The organism is Sorangium sp. So ce124 (assembly GCF_051525235.1).
GTDB lineage: Bacteria > Myxococcota_A > Polyangia > Polyangiales > Polyangiaceae > Sorangium > Sorangium atrum.
On record NZ_CP150312.1, the window covers coordinates 1,297,531 to 1,314,917 of the forward strand.

The window sequence follows — 17,387 nt, forward strand, 5'->3', positions numbered from 1 at the left end:
CGCGGCCGCGATGGCTCCGCGCGTCATGGCGCTCTCTCTGCGGAGCCGGGCGGCTCCCCGCGGCAGCTAGTGCCTCTTGCTCAGCAAGAAGATCACGAACACCAGGCCGAGATCGGCCAGGATGAGCCGGTAGACGTCACGCTTCTCGAACTGGATCGAGAAGCTCGGATCGACGCTCCTGATGGCGCAATACAGCGCCCCCGCCAGGCCGAAGTAGATCCAGAGCACGTAGTGGTAGGTGAACGAGAGGAAGAAGATCCCGACCATCATCCCGCAGAACCCGGCCATGATCGCCATGGCCCAGGCGCGGATCATCGCGAACTGGGCGCCGTGCTCGTACCGTTTGAGCGCGACCAGCGAGATCTTGAGGGTGAGGTAGATCATCGCCGACCACGCGAACATCCCGAGCGGGCCGAGCTCCGCGAGCGCGAGGAGGTACGCGTTGTGCGCGGTGAGCCAGTGGTGCTCCGTGAACTGGCGGAAGCCCGCCCCCATCAGCGGGAACATCCGGTAGATGTTCAGGCCCTCGCCCAGGATCTCCGTGCGTTCGCCCGCCGACTCGTCGGCCTCTTCGCCGCCGCGGCCGCCGAGCATCATGAGCGGCGCCGCGCAGATCGCGCCGAAGATCGCGCCGCGGACGCCGTACTTCTTGACGAAGTAGACGCCCAGCACCGTCGCGAAGACGAGCTGGCCGCCCCGGGACTGCGTGAGGATGATCGCGGTCGCGATCACGAGGAGCGATGCGAAGACCAGGAGCGCGCGCAGGAAGGAGCGCTTCTGCTCGAACATCGCGAAGCTGAACGGCAGCACGATGCCTGACGTCAGCGCGAGCTCGTTCGGATCCTGGAGCACGCCGCGCCAGCGCACGCGGCCGTTGATCGTCGACGTCTTGAAGAGGCCGACGCGCTCGCACAGGTACTCGACCTCGGGATCGGCCCCCGGCCCCTCGCGGCAGTCCACGCGGAGCTCGCAGGACCGGCCGTCAGGGATACCCGACTCGCCGCGCGAGCCTCCGATGGTCTGGGATACCGCCAGGCACTGAGACGGGGAGAACCCCTGGTGCACGGCGACGCCCGCCACGAAGAGGCCCATGACGAGCACCGTGGAGGCGAGCTTCTGGAAGCCCTTGAAGCCGTCGGTGCTGTGCCCGATCAGGAAGAAGAGCACGAACGTCACGCTGATCGAGACGAAGCCCTCCGAGAACTCGGCAGGGTTCCGGAAGCCGAGCGTGAACACGCACCAGAAGTAGACGACGATGGCCCACCGGAGCTGCGGGGTCGCCTTCAGCCTGACCTTGCCCATGGCGAGGTCGAGGCCCATGCCCATGAAGGCGAGGCCGAGCCAGAGGTACAGGAACGGCAGGCTCTCGAAGCGCTCGTCCCATTCCTGGGGCCTGCCGTAGATGAAGATGATGAGAAGGATGACCCCGGGGAGCGCGAGCATGTCGAGGGTCCTCGGCGGAGACGCCGTTCGGGTGGTGGGGGACGTTCCGGAGGATCGCGGCTCGCGTCAAGCGACTTGCGCTCGCTCCCTCCGGCGTGGTTGCAGGGCCCTCGACGCTAGGTGCTGAGGCCCACGCGGCGCACGGCCTGGTTCAGGAACGGGACGAACTCATCCGCCGCCCTCGCATTGCCCGCGCTCGAGGGGTGGTTGTCGGTGTTGCCCTCCGAGCCGTGGAGGGAGAAGTTGGACTCGCCCTTGTTCGTGAGCACGTCGTAGTAGTCGAAGACGACGACGTTCTTCTCCGGATAGCCGCTGAGCCAGCCGTCGGGCGACTTGACCCAGTTGTTGAACGAACGGGCGAGATCCGCCTGGCGCTGCGCGATCTCGGCGTCGGAGGGCTTCCCGAGGAGCCGCTTGGCGGTCCACTTCCAGGCGGGCTCCTTCGAGCGTTTGAGGACGTTGGCGGGGGCGGTGATGTAGACGAACAGCGTGTCCTTCCGCTTCGCAAGGTCGGGCAGGATGGACGCCAGCGTGGCCTTCGCGTTCCAGACGGTGAGCTCCGGGCCGGCCGGGTTGCCGGGGGCGGAGCCCTCGCCGACGAAGCGGTTGTTGGGATAACAGGATTTGAAGACGACGATCCGGTTCACCACGCCGTCCGGGTGCATCTGGTCGTTCAGCGCGACCCGGAGCACCTTGTCCATCTTGTCGCGGAACTTGGGCGCCCAGTCGAAGAGGTCGGTGTTCTCGCCGATCTCGCTGCCGTAGGAGGCCTCGTGGACGCGGTAACCCTGCTCCGTGAGCTTCTTCTTGAGCCCACCTCCGTTCGGGTGCGCCTCGTAGACGCACGACGCCTTCTCCTTCTCGGCGCCCGGCTCCGTGAGGAGCTGGCCGCCGCACGAGTGATGGATGAACAGGAGATCCAGCGGGGTATCGGGCCGGGTGCTCGCGAAGCCCGACAGATCGAGCGAGCCTGCCTTCGCGATGGGGCCGGTCGCGGCCGGCGCCGTGCCCTCGATGGGGATGAACAGGGCGCCCAGCGCGACGAGGAATGCGCCGGCAGAGACGAGTCGCTTCTTGCTCATGGCATCTCCGTACAGGACGTGGGCAAGGAAGATGGATTATTGCAGCGCGCCACGCCGAGGACAAGCGTGGCGCGGACGGCGCCATCGCCACGTTTGCCGCTTGTCGCTTGCCGCTTGCCGCTTGCGACACGGCGCTCAGAAGGAGAGGACACCGCCCTCGTCGGCCTTGGCGGCCGAGCCGGCGCGGATCGTGATCTCGTCTCCGTCGGTCGCGGGCTTCCTGATCACGTCGTAGGACGTGCCGGGGGAGAGGCCCGTGACGACGTGCTTCGCCACGCCGGGGAGCGAGGTGAACTGCACCTCGGACACTGCGCCCAGCTCGACCGGGAACAGGACCAGCGTGCCCTTCACCGCCGCACCCACGAACGGCGTCCCGCGCTTCGTGCGCACGAGCGTCACCGGATCCGCCGTCGCGTTGCCGGCCGCTCCCTGGAGCACGTGCAGGAAGCGCGCGTCCTTCGGCATCGGGGCCGGCGGCTCGACCCGCAGGGTCCCGAGCATCGGCTCGTTCTCGGCCGGCTTGGTGTCCCAGGTGCCCGTCGGCTTGTACGGCTCGGCCAAGACGACGGCGCTCTCCGGCAGGACCGTGGTCACGAAGAGCTTCTGCCCCTTCGCGGTCGTGGCCGTCGCGAGCTTCCCCGCGACCTGCGCCGCGCTCGGCGTTTGCACGAAGAAGCGCTTGAAGCGCCCGTCCTTGCCCGTCGCGGCGCGGTCGTAGAGGACGAGGTGGTCCGGCTTGAGCCACACGAGCGCGCGGCTGACGTGCGTGACGTCGCGGATGTTCTCGTACTCGGAGTTGTAGAGCGGGGTCGCGTCGCCGAGGACGTAGACGTAGTCCTGCGCGAAGCTCTTCGCGAGGACCCTGGGATCCCCCGTGTGCACGAGCGGCCACTGGGATCCGCGCCGCCAGAGCTCGCCGCGGTTCGGGTCGTCGTGGCGGCGGTTCTTGTCGTTCTCGACCGCGAGGGTGTTGTGCTGCTCGGAGTTCCCCATGAAGGCGCCGTACCCGACGCGCTCCTTCGTGAGCCACTCGCCGCCGCGGTAGAAGCCGAAGCTGAGACCGTCGCCGTGCTGGTGGTCGATCTGCTCCCAGCCGAGCTGGAACTGGAGCCACGTGGCCTCGGGCCCCCAGCTCGTCCTCGCGAAGACCTGGCCGAGGCCGGGGCCGTAGTGCGTGAGCGGGATGGAGGGGCGCGGGTCGGTCGGAGTGACCGCCGGGTCGAGCAGGAGGAAGTACAGGATCGAGTGGCGCTTGTGGGTCTGGCCGAGCTGCGAGCGGGCGCGCCGCGCGAGGGCAGCGGCGCCGCCAGGGCCGGCGTGGATGGCCATCCAGCGGAGCGCGTTCAGGCGCTCGGCGTTGCCGCTGTTCTCGGCGTGGAGGCCGAGCGCCGCGAACGGGTCGATGTGATCCGTGTACTCGTAGCGCTCCCCGTCGCCCGTCCACGCGGCCTCGTGGGTCGGCCCGAGCCGGCCCGCCGGCGTGGCGGGGCTCAGGCTGTGGAGGTGGGCCGGGATGAACTCGTGCCAGAACGGGTTGCCGTCGAGGTGCACCTGCGGGCCCCACTTCGCCGGATCGGCCTCGCCGGCCGTCTGGATGGCGAGCAGCGTCTCGCTCACGTAGGCCAGCGTCGCGGGGCCGTACTGGAAGCCCTCCGGCGGCGCGCCGCCGCGCGCGTCGTTCCGCAGGACGCTGTCGGTCATGTAGAGCCACGCCCCGGTGACGTTGGCGAAGTAGTCCCTGAGCCGCGGGTAGGTGCCGCTCGGCTTCGGATCCGGCGGATCGTCGGCCTCGTCGAACGCGAGCGACAGGAGCGTCAGGTTGCGCATGTGCGACGTGAAGTAGTTGTTCACGGCGTACCTGCGCTTCCTCGGCTCCTTCAGCATCGCCGGGTCGTTCAGCTTGCCCACGGGCTCGGGGTGATCGTGGCTCGTCGTCGACGACTGCAGCTGCTCCTCCGCCCAGCGGAGGAAGACGGGCCGTATCGCCGCCTTGTCCTGGGCCGAGAGGTACCCGTAGATCCAGTCGACCGTGAGGCCGAACGACTCGCCGGCCCAGCGGGCGCGGTCGCCGGTCGAGAACCTGCGGACGAAGGGATCCTGCGGATCCCCCTTGTTCACGCGATCGACGATGTAAAGAAGGATCTTGCGCGCGCGGGCGGCGTAGTCGTTGCGGGCCGCCTCGTCGCTCGAGACGAGCGACATGAAGGCGAACAGCTCCGCGTGCGCCTCGCAGTAGATGCGGGCGTGGGTGCAGTCGCCCTCGGAGGGGATGTTGCCCTTGTCCATCGCCGCCGCGGCCTCGGCCGTCACGGCGGCGAGCTCCTTGAACAGGGGGTTCGCCTGCGTGGCGCGCGCCCGGAGCTTCGGCAGATCGGCCGCGCGCACCCAGAGCCGCGGGTGCCCCTTGGTCGGCGTGGCCGGCGGCGCGGGCGGCCCCTCGAAGCGCGGCGCCGCGACCGCGAGGGCCGCGGTGGCGGACTGGGCGCCCTCGCCGCTGTGGACCGCCGGCGGCCCCGGGGTCTGCCGCCGCTCGCAGCCGGCGAGGAGACCCGCGAGGCCGAGCGCCAGCCCGAGCGACGCCAGCGACGCCAGCGACCGCCGACCCGTCATGTCGCGCGTTCCTTGAGGTACGTGAACGTCCGCTGGAGGCCCTCCTCCGTGGAGACCAGCTGCTTCCACCCGAGCGCCTTCAGCTTCGTGTTGTCGAACCGGTTCCCCTTCCACGAGGTCGCGCTCTTGTAGGGCGTGAAGATGGCCGGCAGCTGCCCCTTCGAGTAGGCGTGGTAGCGCTCGACGAGCTTCGATATCCCGGTGAGCGCGAAGTAGGGCACCGTGAGCGAGCGGATCGGCTTCACCTCGCGCTTGTAGCGGGCGAGGTAGACGTCGGCCGTGGGCAGGTCGTCGTCGTGGACGTTGTAGACCTGCCCCCGCGCGACGTCGCTCCGGCCGGCGACGGCGATCGCCTCGGCGCAGTTGTCGACGTACGAGAGCGGGAGGATGTTGCGGCCGCCGAGGTGCAGGAACACGCCGAAGAGGCTCATCCCGACGCGGCTGGAGAAGGCGTTGCCGCCGGGGCCGTAGATGACGCCGGGGCGGAGCACCGTCAGCGGGAAGCCGTAGCGCGCCTGGTACTCCCAGAAGAGCTTCTCCTGCCGGAGCTTCGCCTGCGAGTAGAGATCGCGCTGCGCGGGCCGCGCCTCCAGGGGCGTGTTCTCGTCGACGATGTACCCCCGCGGCAGATCGGCGACGCCGTAGACGCCGAAGGAGCTGACCAGGACGACGCGCGGCGATCGGCCGGTGTGGACGAGCGCCTCGAGCAGGTTCTTCGAGGCGACGACGGTGCTCAGGAACATGTCCGCGGGCGCGCCGCCCATGGCCGCAGCCACGTGGTAGACGACGTCCACGCCCTCGACAGCGCGCTCGGCGGCCTCCTTCGTGGCGAGGGAGCCCACCGCGATGTCGAGGGGGACGCCCCGCCGCTTCTCGATCTCTTCGAGCCGCGAGCGGTTGCTCGCGGGGCGGACGAGGCAGCGGAGGTCGGTCTCGCCATGGGCGAGCAGCCGGTCGACGAGGGCCGACCCAAGGAAGCCGTTCGAGCCGGTGACAAGGACTTTCATGTGCGCGCCTTCTCCTGCGGGACCTGGCGGAAGATCTCATCCATCATCCACGCGACCCGGATCATGTCCCGGTACGAGATGGGCAGCTCCGCGCCCCGCGTGATGCTGTCGTAGAAGAGGCCGATCAGGCGGTTCAGCCCCGAGAAGAAGTGGAAGTCGCTGCGGGCGAACCGCACAACGTTCTTGCCCCCCTCGCGGAGGTACGAGAGGGCCTGATCGAAGGCCGGGACGACGCGCCCGATGGCGCTCGGGAGCTTCGGCGACGCGTCGAGGGTGACCGTGCGGCTCGTGAAGTCGACGTGGAGCGTGTTCTTCGTGCCGTAGACGCGGAGGAAGTGCCCGGGCGGCCGCGCGTGCGACGAGAAGGTCCCGTAGGCGCTGACGCGCGCGCCCTGCACCGTGACGCGCAGCTCGTCGAGCATGTCGTCGCGCGAGTCGCCGAACCGCTTCTCCCGGAGCGCGTAGGCGGTCGCGGTGACCTTCGGCTGCTCGTCGTCCACGAACTCGACGATCTTGTTCAGCAGGTGATCGACGTTGTTGTGGAACAGCTTGCCCGGGAGGCGATGGACCCAGTGCGAGCCGTCGCCGAGGAGCGCCGCGCCGAAGGGGCCGGCGAGGTTGTAGCCGAAGCAGCTCTCCACGTGGACGGGATCGCCGAGCACGCCGTCGCCGACGAGCCTGCGCATCTCGACGGCCGGGGGATCGAACTGGTACTCCCAGCCGACGGTCATCTTTTTCCCGGCGGCGGTGCAGAGCTCGATGAGGCGCCGCACGTCCGCGAGGTTCAGCGCAGTCGGCTTCTCCACGTAGACGTGGGCGCCCGCCTCGATGGCTCGCCGGGCGAGGAACAGGTGCGACTGCGGAGGGGTGGTGATGTGGACGACGTCGGGCTTCTCGACGTCGAGCAGGCGGTCGAACGAGTCGTAGTGGCTCGGGATGCCGTAGCGCACCGCGATCTGTTCGGCCATCAGGAGCTCCAGGTCGCATACGGCGACGACCCGAGCCCGCTCCGGCATCTTCTGGATCTCTTCTATGTGGCCGTCGGCGATCTTGCCGCAGCCGACGATCGCGATTTTGAGGGTCATGCGGCGGCGGAGCGTACCGCAACGTGGCAGCCGAGAGCTAGGCTCTCCGCCGGCCCGCCGAACAGCGTGGACGCGTCCACGCTCCTCCACGCGCATCCTCCACGCGCATCCACGCGCGTGGAGGAGCTTGATGACGGTCGCGGCGGCCTCGGGTAGGCTGCGCGGCGCAGCATAAAGAAGGGTGGTGATTCGTGCGCGTGCTCCATGTTCTTCATACGTCGCTGCCTGTCATTGCGGGGTACACGATCCGCAGCGACTACATCATCAAGCATCAGGCCGAGCACGGGATGCGGCCGGCGGTGGTGACGTCGGCGCAGCAGGGGTCCGGGGATGCGCTGAAGGACGAGATCGGCGGCATCTCGTACTGGCGGACGCGCGAGCCAACCGGCAAGAAGCTGCCGCTGATCAGGGAGCTCTCGCTCGTGCGGGCGCTGGAGGCGCGCGTCGAGGACGCGATCCGGGAGTTCCAGCCCGATCTCGTTCACGCGCACTCGCCGATGCTCGTCGGGCTTCCGGCGCTCGCGGCGGCGCGCCGGTTCGGGCTGCCGCTCGTCTACGAGGTGCGCGATCTCTGGGAGAACGCCTCCGTCGACCGGGGCAAATTCAAAGAGGACTCGGCGCCTTACAAGATCGCGGCCGGCCTCGAGACGATCGTCTACAAGTACGCTGACGCGACGGTCACGATCTGCGAGGCCCTGAAGAACGCCGTCGCGCCGCGGGTGCGCAGCACGGACGCGCTCCACGTCGTGGGCAACGGCGTCGACTCGGACAAGTTCGCGCCGCGGGAGGCTCCTCCCGGCGCCTGGGAGCGCTTCGGGCTCGCCGGGAAGAAGCTCATCGGCTACGTCGGCACCTTCCAGCCGTACGAGGGGCTCCAGACGCTCATCGCGGCGATCGGCGACATCGCGCGGGAGATCCCGGACGCGCACGTCGTGATCACCGGGGCCGGCGGCCAGGAGATGGAGCTCAAGGCGTTCGCCCGCGAGCGAGGGGTGGAGTCCAAGGTGACCTTCACCGGGCGGGTGCCGCACGACGAGGTGTTCAACATCTACGCGATGGCGAGCCTGCTCGTGTATCCCCGCATCCGGACCCGGACGACCGAGCTCACGACGCCGCTGAAGCCGCTCGAGGCGATGTCCATGGCCCGGCCCGTGATGGTGAGCGACGTCGCGGCCATGGGGGAGCTCGTCCGTTATGGCGAGACCGGGTTCGTCTTCAAGGCGGGCGACAGCGCCGACCTCACGAAGCGGTGTGTGGAGGCCCTCAAGGATCCGGCGCGCCTCGAGCAGGTCGGCAAGAACGCGCGGGCGTGGATCCTCAAGGAGCGGCAGTGGCCCACGCTGCTCTCGCGGTACGAGACCATCTACGAGCAGGCCATCGCCGTGCGGCGCGGACACGGCAAGTCGCGCGTCGGCGAGCCGCGCGCGGCGTGAAGGGCGGCGACGCCAGCCCGAGCTTCCCACGGCCGACGGCCAGCGTCGCTGCCGCGTGAGCGTCGCGATCCCTAGGCGCGTCCTTGCGCGATCCGGGGTATGATCGCGCGGCCCCATCCCGCCCCTTCGGGAACTGGCAGGAGGTCTCTCAACGTGTTCGAGATCAAAGTCGACCGGATCATCGCCATGGTGGATTTCGTCCTCGAGGGGCGTGTCCGCCTCGAGGAGATGGAGAACTTCGTCAGCGAGCTGAGGAAGGCGTGCGAGAGCCTCCAGGGCCGGGAGATCAAGATCAAGGCCGATGTCCGCGGGTTCAGGCCGATGTCCCCCGATGTGGCGGAGAAGATCCGCGCCGTCCAGGAGTTCGGCCTGGAGCTCGGGGTGATGCGCGTCGCCGAGATCATCGAGAGCGACATCGTCGCGCTCCAGCTGAACCGCGTGGCGCGCGAGAGCGGCACGGACAAGGTCCTCCGGCGCTTCTGGGACGAGGACGCCGCCCACGAGTGGCTCCTCCACGGTGATCCTGAATAGCGCTGAGGCGCGGGCGACGCGTCGCTAGAAGAGGGGCGGCGGGTCGCAGGGGTGCGGGGGGCGGTATCGCTTCAGGATCTCGGCCACGGCGTCTAGCGGGAGGGCGGGCGCGTGGTGGCCGCTGTGGCCGGTCATGTCGACGCCGCCGAACATGGCGTTGAGGATCGCCTCCTCCACGACGTCGACGGTGGCCTCGTAGAGGGCGTCGATCTCGGTGTCGAGGACGAGCTCGGCCATGTGGCGGCCCGGCGCGAGGGGGTGCACGCTGAGCGAGCGGCTCGAGCGGGGGGCGCTCCACTGCTCCGTGGGGACGCGAGGCACACGGTTCGCGGTGCTCCAGGCGAGGACGATCTCGCCCGAGTTGTTGGCCGCGTAGCCGCCGGTCCGGCCGATCGCGAGCGCGGCGCGCCGCGCTAGGCGCGCGAGCTGACGATGGATGAGCGGGGCGTCGGTGGCGACGAGCACGATGATCGAGCCGGCGGGGCCCCGCCGCGGGACGTGGTTGAAGCGATCGCTGATGAGCCGCCCGACCGGGACCCCATCGACGCGGAGCAGCTCGCGATCGCCGAAGTTCGACAGCACGAGCGCCCCGACGACGGCATCGACCCCGCCGACAGGGACCGACCGGCTCGAGGTGCCGATCCCGCCCGCGAAGTGGAACGTCTGCATGCCCGTGCCGGCGCCGACGCACCCCTCCGCCACGGGGCCGCTCCGGGCCTCGTCGATCGCCTCGTCGACGTCGGCCTGCGTCACGTGGCGCCCCACGGCGTCGTTGAGGAAGCTGTCGTCGCACTCGGCGACGACCGGGATCACGACATCGTAGTCCTTGCCGATCTTGGGATGGCGGCGCGAGAGCCACGCGACGGTCGCGTCGAGGACGCGGCCGACGCAGAGCGTGCTGCAGAGCAGGATCGGCGTCTCACAGAGGCCCCACTCGTTGATCTGCGAGAGGCCGGTCACCTCGCCTGCGCCGTTGAGCACGTAGCTCGCGGTGAACACCCGATCCAGGAAGACGTCGCCGTCGGCCGGGACGACCGCGGTGACGCCCGTGCGCACGGGGCCGAGGCCAGGGACGAGCTCGCCTTCGCCCTCGATCTTGGTGACGTGGTGGACCCGCACCCCGGTGACGTCCGTGATGGCGTTGTCCGGACCCGTCGGAAAGCGGCCGATCGCGACGCCGAGATCGCGCAGCCGAGGGCGCCTGAGCGCGGCCGAGGGCGCGCTCATGGGCCGGCGACCTCGCCGTTCGCGGCGGAGACCGCGTCGGAGAGGGGCGCGGGCTCCGCCGGGAGCGGCGCGGGCTCCGCCGGGAGCGGCGCGGGCCCGGCGTGCGCAGGGCAGGGCGCGGCCAGCAGGCCCGGGTCGGCGGCCGGCGAGGCGGCCGCCGCGCTCGCGGAGGGCGCGGCGGCGCTCGCCGCAGGCGCCGCCGCGGTGAACGCGGGCCGCGGCGCCGCGGCGGCCCGGGCGTCGCGGTGGCGCTTGAGGCAGCCGGCCAGGATCTCGCCGATCAGCATCCGGTAATCCATCCCCGCGACCTTCGCGATCACGCAGAGATCGCTGAAGTCGGGCGTCAGGCCGGGCAGCGGGTTGATCTCGATGACGTACACCCTGCCGTCCTTCGTCATGCGCAGATCGACCCTGGCCACGTCGCGGCACGCGAGGGCCGCGAACGTGTCGCGCACGACCTTCTCGACGCGGCGGAGCTCCGACGGCGTGAGCTGCGCGGGGCACTCGAAGCGCACGCGCGGCGTGTCCGACTGCTTCTCGTCGTAGCCGTAGACGGGGTAGGCGGGCGGGTCGACGAAGACGACCTCCATCGGCGGCAGCACCTTCGGCCGCCGCTCGCCCAGCAGGCCGACGGTGAACTCGCGGCCCGTGATGTACTCCTCGATGAGGGCCGGCTGGTGGTAGCGATCGACCAGCTGCTTCGCCGCGGCGCGCGCGGCGGCCTCGTCCTTGACGACGGACGCGGAGGTGATCCCCTTCGAGGTCCCCTCGGCGTTGGGCTTCACGATCACCGGGTAGCGGAACGGCTTCAGCTTCTCGCGCCCGGTCGTGACCACCTGCCACTCGGCCGTCTCGATGCCGGCCGCCCGCAGGATCTGCTTCGTGAGGCCCTTGTCGAGCGCGAGCGAGAGCGTGGTCGCGTCCGAGCCGCTGTAGGGGATGCCGAGCAGCTCGCAGAGCGCCGGCACCTGCGCCTCGCGGCCGCGGCCGCGGAGCCCCTCGGCGATGTTGAAGACGACGTCGACCCCGGAAGCCGCGAGCGCGCGCGGCAGGTCCGGCGTCGCCTCGAGCGGGACCACGGTGTGGCCGTAGCTCTCGATGGCGCTCGTGATCGCCTGGATCGTGCGCGGCGAGTCGAACTCGGCCTCCAGGTCGTGCATCGTGCCGGGGCCCGCCTTGTCGGCCGCGGCGGCCGTGTCGCTCCGCTTCATGTTGTAGGTGAACCCGACGCGGAGCGCGGTGCGCTTCGCCCGGCGCTGCTGGTTGCTCTCCAGGAGCGGCAGGAGCCCCCGCCGCTTGCAGGCGCTCCTCACGATGGCCCGGATGACGCCGTCGAAGTCGACGCCGCGCTGCGCCGCCGCGACGAAGACGCTGGCGCCCGGCTGGAGGGTGGGCAGCCCGTCGACCTCGAGGAAGTGGACGTCGTGGCCCTGGCTGCGCGAGGGGGACGACGAGACCCGGAACTCGCAGCGGGCGTGATCCTTGAGGTCCAGGGCGCGCACGACGCGCGCCGTGAGCGACCGGATGCGCTCGATCGTGGCCGGGGGCAGCTGCGCGGGCCGGCGCGTGACCTGCTCGGGCTTCGCGTGCTTCAGGTTGAAGTCGTACACGTTGTAGCTGCCCGGCACCGCGGGATCGATCACGAACTCGATCGGGGTGAGGACGCCCTCGGGGATGCCGGTGCCGCTCGATCGCGCGCCGTTCGTGTCCTTGAGGCCGTCGACGAAGGCGCACGCGACGTCGATGCCGGCGATGTAGTGCTCGACGAGCAGGCCCGCCTCGAACCGCGCGAGCTGCCGCTCGACGACCTCGGCGAGGTGGTGCGCGTCCTCGCAGACGCTCCACTCCCGGAAGATGCCCTTGGAGGAGCCCTCGAAATTCGGCTTCACGATGACGGGGAAGCTCACGTCGTCGAGCGCGCCGCTCTCCAGGGTGGTCCGGTTGACGAGGCGGGCGCGCGGGGTGGCGACGCCGTAGCTCGCGAGGACGCGCTTCGTGAGCGACTTGTCGAGCGCGACGTTCAGCGTGTAGGCGTCGGAGCCTGTGTACGGGATGCCGAGCTCGTCGAAGAGCGACGGATAGAAGGCCTCGCGCGTCTTGCCCTTGTGGCCCTCGGCCGTGTTGAAGATGAGATCCGGCTGGAGCGCCTCGAGCCGGGCGAGGACCCGGGAGGCCGGGCCGCTGACCTCGATCCGCTCCACCTCGTGCCCGGCCCGCTCGAGCGCGCCGGCGATGGCGGCGATCGTCTCCGGGCTGTCGAACTCGGCTTCCTCGGCGGAGCTCGTGATCTTCAGGTTGTGCGTCAGCGCGATGCGCATGGTCTCTCCTGGGCCGGTCGTCCGGGCCGCTGCTCCCCCGGTGCTCTGCCGGAGGCGCACGGACGTGCGAGGTTACGGCCAGCGGGCGTGATTTGCCGCGGAAAAAACGGGAAGCGCCGATGGGGGCTCCGGGGCTCGGCGGGCTCCCGCTCGCGCGGAGGTCGTGCTAGCGACCCCGTGTGGATCGTTTCGCCGCACACGACGCCGACCGCTCTCCGCCGCCCGAGCCTGGCCTCCCTCACGAGGAGCTGAACGAGCCGCAGGCGCGCGCGGCCAGCCACGCGGCGGGGCCGCTCCTCATCTTCGCCGGCGCGGGGAGCGGCAAGACCCGGGTCATCGTGTACCGGATCGCGAACCTCATCGTCACGCACCGTGTCCCGCCCTACCGGATCCTGGCGGTGACGTTCACGAACAAGGCGGCGACCGAGATGAAGCGCCGGCTGGAGGGGCTCATCGGGGCCGACATCGTGAAGGACCTCTGGGTGGGCACGTTCCACGCGGTGTGCGCGCGCCTGTTGCGCCGGCACCACGAGGCGGCCGGGCTCGACAAGAACTTCATCATCTACGACGACGACGATCAGCGGGCGGTCATGAACCGCGTGCTCAAGGAGCTCAACCTCGACGATCGGCGCTATCCGCCCCGCCAGGTGCTCTCGCGCATCCACGCGGAGAAGCAGGAGGGGCGGGGGCCCGCCGAGTTCGAGCGGAAGGGCTACTTCGACGACGCGATCGCGCGGTGCTTCGAGGCGTACGAGCGGCACCTCAAGGCGGCGAGCGCGGTGGACTTCGACGACCTCCTGCTCTCCGTGCTGCGCATCGCGGAGGACCCGACGAGCTACGCCGGCGAGGACCTCCGGGGGCGCTTCCGCCACGTGCTCGTGGACGAGTTCCAGGACGTGAACCAGGTGCAGTACCGGCTCGTCCGGGCGTTCTGCAAGAGCCACGACAACCTCTGCGTCGTCGGCGACGACGACCAGAGCATCTACCGGTGGCGCGGCGCCGACGTCCGGATCGTCCGCGGCTTCCGGCGCGATTTTCCGCACGCGACGGTGGTGAAGCTCGAGCAGAACTACCGCTCGATCGGGCACGTCGTGCGGGGCGCGCTCGGCGTGATCCGGCACGCGTCGGATCGCGAGCCGAAGGAGCTCTGGACGGCGAACCAGGACGGCACGCCGATCGACGTGGTCGCGGCGGACAGCGAGCACGACGAGGCGGCGTGGGTGGTCGAGGGCGTCCGCGAGCTCATCGCGCAGGGCGTCTCGCCGAACGAGATCGCGGTGTTCTACCGGATCCACGCGCAGTCGCGCGTGCTGGAGGAGGTGCTGCGCGAGGCGCGCATCCCGTACCAGATCATCGGGGGCACGCGCTTCTTCGAGCGGGCGGAGGTGAAGAACCTGCTCTCGTACCTGCGCGTCATCGCGAACCCCAAGAGCGACGTGGATCTCAACCGCATCATCAACGTGCCCGCCCGCAAGATCGGCCAGAGCACGGTCGACAAGCTCATCCAGGCGGCGGACCTGCTGGGCGTGTCGCTGTTCGAGGCGATCGATCCGATCCTGGAGGGGAGGGTGCCGCCGTCGGCGATGCCGGGGGGCCAGCTGCCGCCGCTCGCGCCGGCGGCGAAGCGCAGCCTGCTCGGCTTCCGCGATCTGATCCTCGGGCTCATGACCGAGGCGAAGAGCGCGTCGCCGAGCGCGCTGGCGGAGGAGGTGCTCGCGCGGTCGGGCTACGCCAAGGCGCTCGAGCAGGAGGACAGCGTCGAGTCGGAGGCGCGGCTCCAGAACTTGCGCGAGCTCGTGCAGTCGCTCGTCGACTACGAGCAGGAGGCGACCGCCGCGGGCGACGAGGCGACGCTCGCGGGCTACCTCGAGCGGGTGAGCCTGGTGTCGGACGTCGACGCGCTCGCGGACGTGCCCAAGGTCGCGATGATGACGATCCACGCCGCGAAGGGGCTGGAGTTCCACGCTGTGTTCCTGACGGGCATGGAGGAGGATCTGTTCCCGTTCCGGAGCCAGGATCCGAACCGCAAGGGCGACATCGAGGAGGAGCGCCGCCTGGCCTACGTCGCGATCACGCGGGCGCGCGAGCGGCTCTGGATCACGCACGCGGCGCGGCGGGCGATCTTCGGCCAGACGCGCTACGGCTTGCCGAGCCGCTTCCTCGCGGATCTGCCGCCGGCCTCGGTGCGTCCGATCGCGACGCCCGCCAGCATGATGGCGCAGCGCCGGGTCGAGGGCGGGTTCGGCGGGGGCGGCGGGTACGCCGCGTCCGGGCTCCGTTTCGGCGGCCCGGAGCGCTCGTGGGAGGGCCGCGAGCGGAGGCCCGGGGCGCAGGCGCAGGGGGAAGAGCGGTTCGCAGGGGCGCGGTTCTCGCGGGAGGGCGAGCCGGCGAGGGGGGCAATGGGGCGCAGCATGGACGTCCCCGACCGGGCGCCGGGCGAGCGGTATGTCGAGCGGGAGGCGGTCGACCCGGGCGCCGAGGGCGGCGAGGGGCTCGCGCTGCGGCGCGGGATGCGGGTGTACCACGAGCGGTTCGGGCCGGGCGTGGTCGAGAGCGTGGATCCTGGGGCGGATCCGATCGCGACGGTGAAGTTCTCCGGGTGGGGGAAGAAGCGGATCAAGGTGGCGTTCCTGCGCGCCGGGCCGTGAGAAGGGCGCGGAGCTGGTGGCGCGTTCGCCAGGGACGGTTCCGGCCGGCGACGTGCGGCCAAGCGGCCCGGCTCCTCGGGAGGGGGCCTGAGCGACCCGGTGTCAGCGGCTGGATGCGGCCGCGGCGGTGGACGCGGCGAGGCGCCGAAAATGCTCGATGCCGAGGAGGTTGCACAGGGTCTCCAGGTGCTGGCGGCGCGCCCTGTGCTCGTCCAGCAGGCGGGCGACGAGCTCGTGCCCGAGCAGATCCACGGCGATGCTGTCTCGCGAGAGGAGCACGTCGCGCGCGTGGTCGTGGAGCGGCCCCGCGAGCATGTCGGCGCGCATGGCGTCCGCCGAGCGGCGCTTCTTGCCCGAGCGGCCGCGCCACGCGGTCGCCGCGCGCCAGAGCTCGCCGGTGACATAGAGCAGATCACGCGCGAGCAGGCGTGAGAGCCCGGGCCCCTGGAGCGCAAGCAGGGAGTTGTCGTTCACGAGGATGCCGCGCGCGGACGGCAAGAAGCGGCGCACGATGGCGTCGTGGAGGCCCGCGTGCATGCCAATCGGGGAGGGCAGGCCGAACGCCAGCCGCACGATGGATGGGCTCGCGTACGGGGAGAAGGTCCTCCACCAGGCGAAGCGCGACGTGATCGCGCCCCAGCGGCCATACCGCTCGAAGAGGTAGAATTGATCGAGCACGTCGTGGAGATCGGGCGAGCGCCGGAACATCCCCTCGACCACCGAACGGGTGCGCTCGCGGACGGCGGCCGGAGGATCGGGCGAGCGGAAGCTCAGCGCGGTCAGGCGGCGCCACTTCCGGACGAAGAATGCCGCGACGTCGTCCGCGTCGGCGCGGGCCACCCGCGAGTATTGGCCGGGGCGAGCATAGTAATAGCCGCGGAAGATCTCGCCTCCGCCCCCTTCGAAGCCCAGGGGGCGGTCGTCCCAGCTCGGATACCTGTCAATCGCGCGCTTGGCGCTTGAATCGCCGTTCATGTGAAACGCGATGAGATCCGCGTGACGGCTGAAATCGTCGTGGACCGGCAGATCCAGCTCGCGGTGCTCGTGGCGTACGCCCGCGAGGGCGGCGATGCGCCTGGCCACGCGCACGTCGAGGCTCTCGGTCGCGCCGGTGGTCTTGGCGACGATGCGCTCCGCAGGCACGACCGACGCGACGAGCGCGAAGGCCGCGCGGCTGTCGATGCCCGCGGTCAGGTCAGCCCGGACCGTGTCGCTGCCCGCCGCGGCGAAGCGCGTGTTCTCGCGCATGGTGTCGACGATCCGGTCGATTTGCTCCCGGACCGCGGCCGCGTCGCGCGCATCGATGCGGCGCTCGAACAGCCCGAGCGGCGCGGGGAGCCGCTCCAGGCGGCCGCCCCGCAGGCGCAGCCAGCGCGCCGGATCGCTCGCCTCGACGCGCGCGAGCAGCGGCCGCCCGCCGATGGACCAGTCGGCGGTGATGATCGAGCACGCCGAGGCGTGGTCGATCTCGACAGGGCACGCCCCGGTCGCCACGAGCGCGACGTCGTGCGGTGAGACGTAAAGGGCCCCGCCCTCGTGCAGGGTGCGCAGCGCCCGGCGGCCGAGCAGATCCGAGATCACCGAGGCCGTGCGCTCCACGCGATCGACGACGATGGCGGAGAAATTGCCGTCGAGCGCGGCCACCGAGTCCCCGCCGCCCGACATCCAGGCGCGGAGGACGGCCCTCGCGGGCGCAGCCCTGGATTCGCCCTGCAGCTCGCCGAACAACAGCACAGCGTGCGTGTCGGTGACCACCTGATCGAGCAGGTCGAGCCGCGCCCGCGGCTCCGGCGTGAGGAGCGCCCACCCGCCGCCCACCTCTGGCAGGATCTCCACCGTTATCCGGGGCTCCGGGCCCATGGAGGACATCCGCTCGCCGACGAGGAGCGCCGCGCGGCGAAGAAACGCGCCGGGATCGCTGTCGCGCGCGTCCGGCAGGTTGAAGGCGGCGATGAACGAAATCAAGGGTTCCTCACCTGATCTGTGATGCCCGCCCAGCAAAG

Annotated in this window: 11 protein-coding genes; 3 read left to right on the top strand and 8 right to left on the bottom strand. The window is 70.6% G+C overall.

Translation table 11 applies throughout. From position 1 onward, the window contains the following. Positions 1-66 precede the first annotated feature (66 nt). From WMF19_RS04770 to WMF19_RS04790, 5 genes are all read right to left on the bottom strand, one after another. Positions 67-1,443, bottom strand: coding sequence for an O-antigen ligase family protein (locus WMF19_RS04770; protein ID WP_437897978.1), 1,377 nt, complete (start codon positions 1,441-1,443; stop codon positions 67-69). A 116-nt stretch (positions 1,444-1,559) separates the two neighbouring features. Continuing rightward, positions 1,560-2,525 carry a hypothetical protein gene (locus WMF19_RS04775; RefSeq protein WP_437327677.1) on the bottom strand — a complete coding sequence of 322 codons (966 nt, stop codon included), beginning with the start codon at positions 2,523-2,525 and terminating at the stop codon, positions 1,560-1,562. A gap of 135 nt (positions 2,526-2,660) precedes the next feature. Next, positions 2,661-5,135: a hypothetical protein gene (locus WMF19_RS04780; RefSeq protein ID WP_437897979.1), complete on the bottom strand. Its 2,475-nt coding sequence runs from the start codon at positions 5,133-5,135 to the stop codon at positions 2,661-2,663. Continuing rightward, on the bottom strand, positions 5,132-6,142 hold the full coding sequence (locus WMF19_RS04785; protein ID WP_272100189.1) for an NAD-dependent epimerase/dehydratase family protein: 1,011 nt from the start codon (positions 6,140-6,142) through the stop codon (positions 5,132-5,134). The genes WMF19_RS04780 and WMF19_RS04785 overlap by 4 nt, the downstream gene beginning before the upstream one ends. Next, positions 6,139-7,227: a Gfo/Idh/MocA family protein gene (locus WMF19_RS04790; protein ID WP_272100191.1), complete on the bottom strand. Its 1,089-nt coding sequence runs from the start codon at positions 7,225-7,227 to the stop codon at positions 6,139-6,141. The genes WMF19_RS04785 and WMF19_RS04790 overlap by 4 nt, the downstream gene beginning before the upstream one ends. 191 nt (positions 7,228-7,418) lie before the next feature. Between WMF19_RS04790 and WMF19_RS04795 the strand changes: the two genes are divergently transcribed. Both WMF19_RS04795 and WMF19_RS04800 read left to right on the top strand, forming a co-directional pair. Continuing rightward, the gene (locus WMF19_RS04795; protein WP_437897980.1) at positions 7,419-8,660 is read left to right on the top strand and encodes a glycosyltransferase; all 1,242 of its coding nucleotides are present in this window, start codon (positions 7,419-7,421) and stop codon (positions 8,658-8,660) included. A gap of 153 nt (positions 8,661-8,813) precedes the next feature. After that, a complete protein-coding gene (locus tag WMF19_RS04800; RefSeq protein WP_272100194.1) occupies positions 8,814-9,191 on the top strand; it encodes an STAS/SEC14 domain-containing protein in 378 nt (125 codons plus the stop codon). Between the two features lie 24 nt (positions 9,192-9,215). Here WMF19_RS04800 and WMF19_RS04805 read toward each other — a convergent pair whose 3' ends face one another. Then, a complete protein-coding gene (locus WMF19_RS04805) occupies positions 9,216-10,418 on the bottom strand; it encodes a P1 family peptidase (RefSeq protein ID WP_437897981.1) in 1,203 nt (400 codons plus the stop codon). Beyond that, entirely contained in the window at positions 10,415-12,736 is a 2,322-nt protein-coding gene (locus WMF19_RS04810) for a D-alanine--D-alanine ligase family protein (RefSeq protein ID WP_437897982.1), read from the bottom strand. The genes WMF19_RS04805 and WMF19_RS04810 overlap by 4 nt, the downstream gene beginning before the upstream one ends. Before the next feature lie 179 nt (positions 12,737-12,915). On the opposite strand from WMF19_RS04810, the gene WMF19_RS04815 reads away from it, so the two are divergent. Next, positions 12,916-15,384, top strand: a complete 2,469-nt coding sequence (locus WMF19_RS04815) for an ATP-dependent helicase (protein WP_437897983.1) — start codon at positions 12,916-12,918, stop codon at positions 15,382-15,384. 102 nt (positions 15,385-15,486) lie between these two features. Here the strand turns inward: WMF19_RS04815 and WMF19_RS04820 are convergent, their stop codons facing one another. Then, on the bottom strand, positions 15,487-17,349 hold the full coding sequence (locus tag WMF19_RS04820; protein ID WP_437897984.1) for a hypothetical protein: 1,863 nt from the start codon (positions 17,347-17,349) through the stop codon (positions 15,487-15,489). Between the last annotated feature and the right edge of the window lie 38 nt (positions 17,350-17,387).

Bases quoted from the DNA above. Each gene is read 5' to 3' on its own strand.
- WMF19_RS04785 (WP_272100189.1), bottom strand. From the start codon at position 6,142: ATGAAAGTCCTTGTCACCGGCTCGAACGGCTTCCTTGGGTCGGCCCTC.
- WMF19_RS04770 (WP_437897978.1), bottom strand. From the start codon at position 1,443: ATGCTCGCGCTCCCCGGGGTCATCCTTCTCATCATCTTCATCTACGGC.
- WMF19_RS04805 (WP_437897981.1), bottom strand. From the start codon at position 10,418: ATGAGCGCGCCCTCGGCCGCGCTCAGGCGCCCTCGGCTGCGCGATCTC.
- WMF19_RS04780 (WP_437897979.1), bottom strand. From the start codon at position 5,135: ATGACGGGTCGGCGGTCGCTGGCGTCGCTGGCGTCGCTCGGGCTGGCG.
- WMF19_RS04790 (WP_272100191.1), bottom strand. From the start codon at position 7,227: ATGACCCTCAAAATCGCGATCGTCGGCTGCGGCAAGATCGCCGACGGC.
- WMF19_RS04810 (WP_437897982.1), bottom strand. From the start codon at position 12,736: ATGCGCATCGCGCTGACGCACAACCTGAAGATCACGAGCTCCGCCGAG.
- WMF19_RS04775 (WP_437327677.1), bottom strand. From the start codon at position 2,525: ATGAGCAAGAAGCGACTCGTCTCTGCCGGCGCATTCCTCGTCGCGCTG.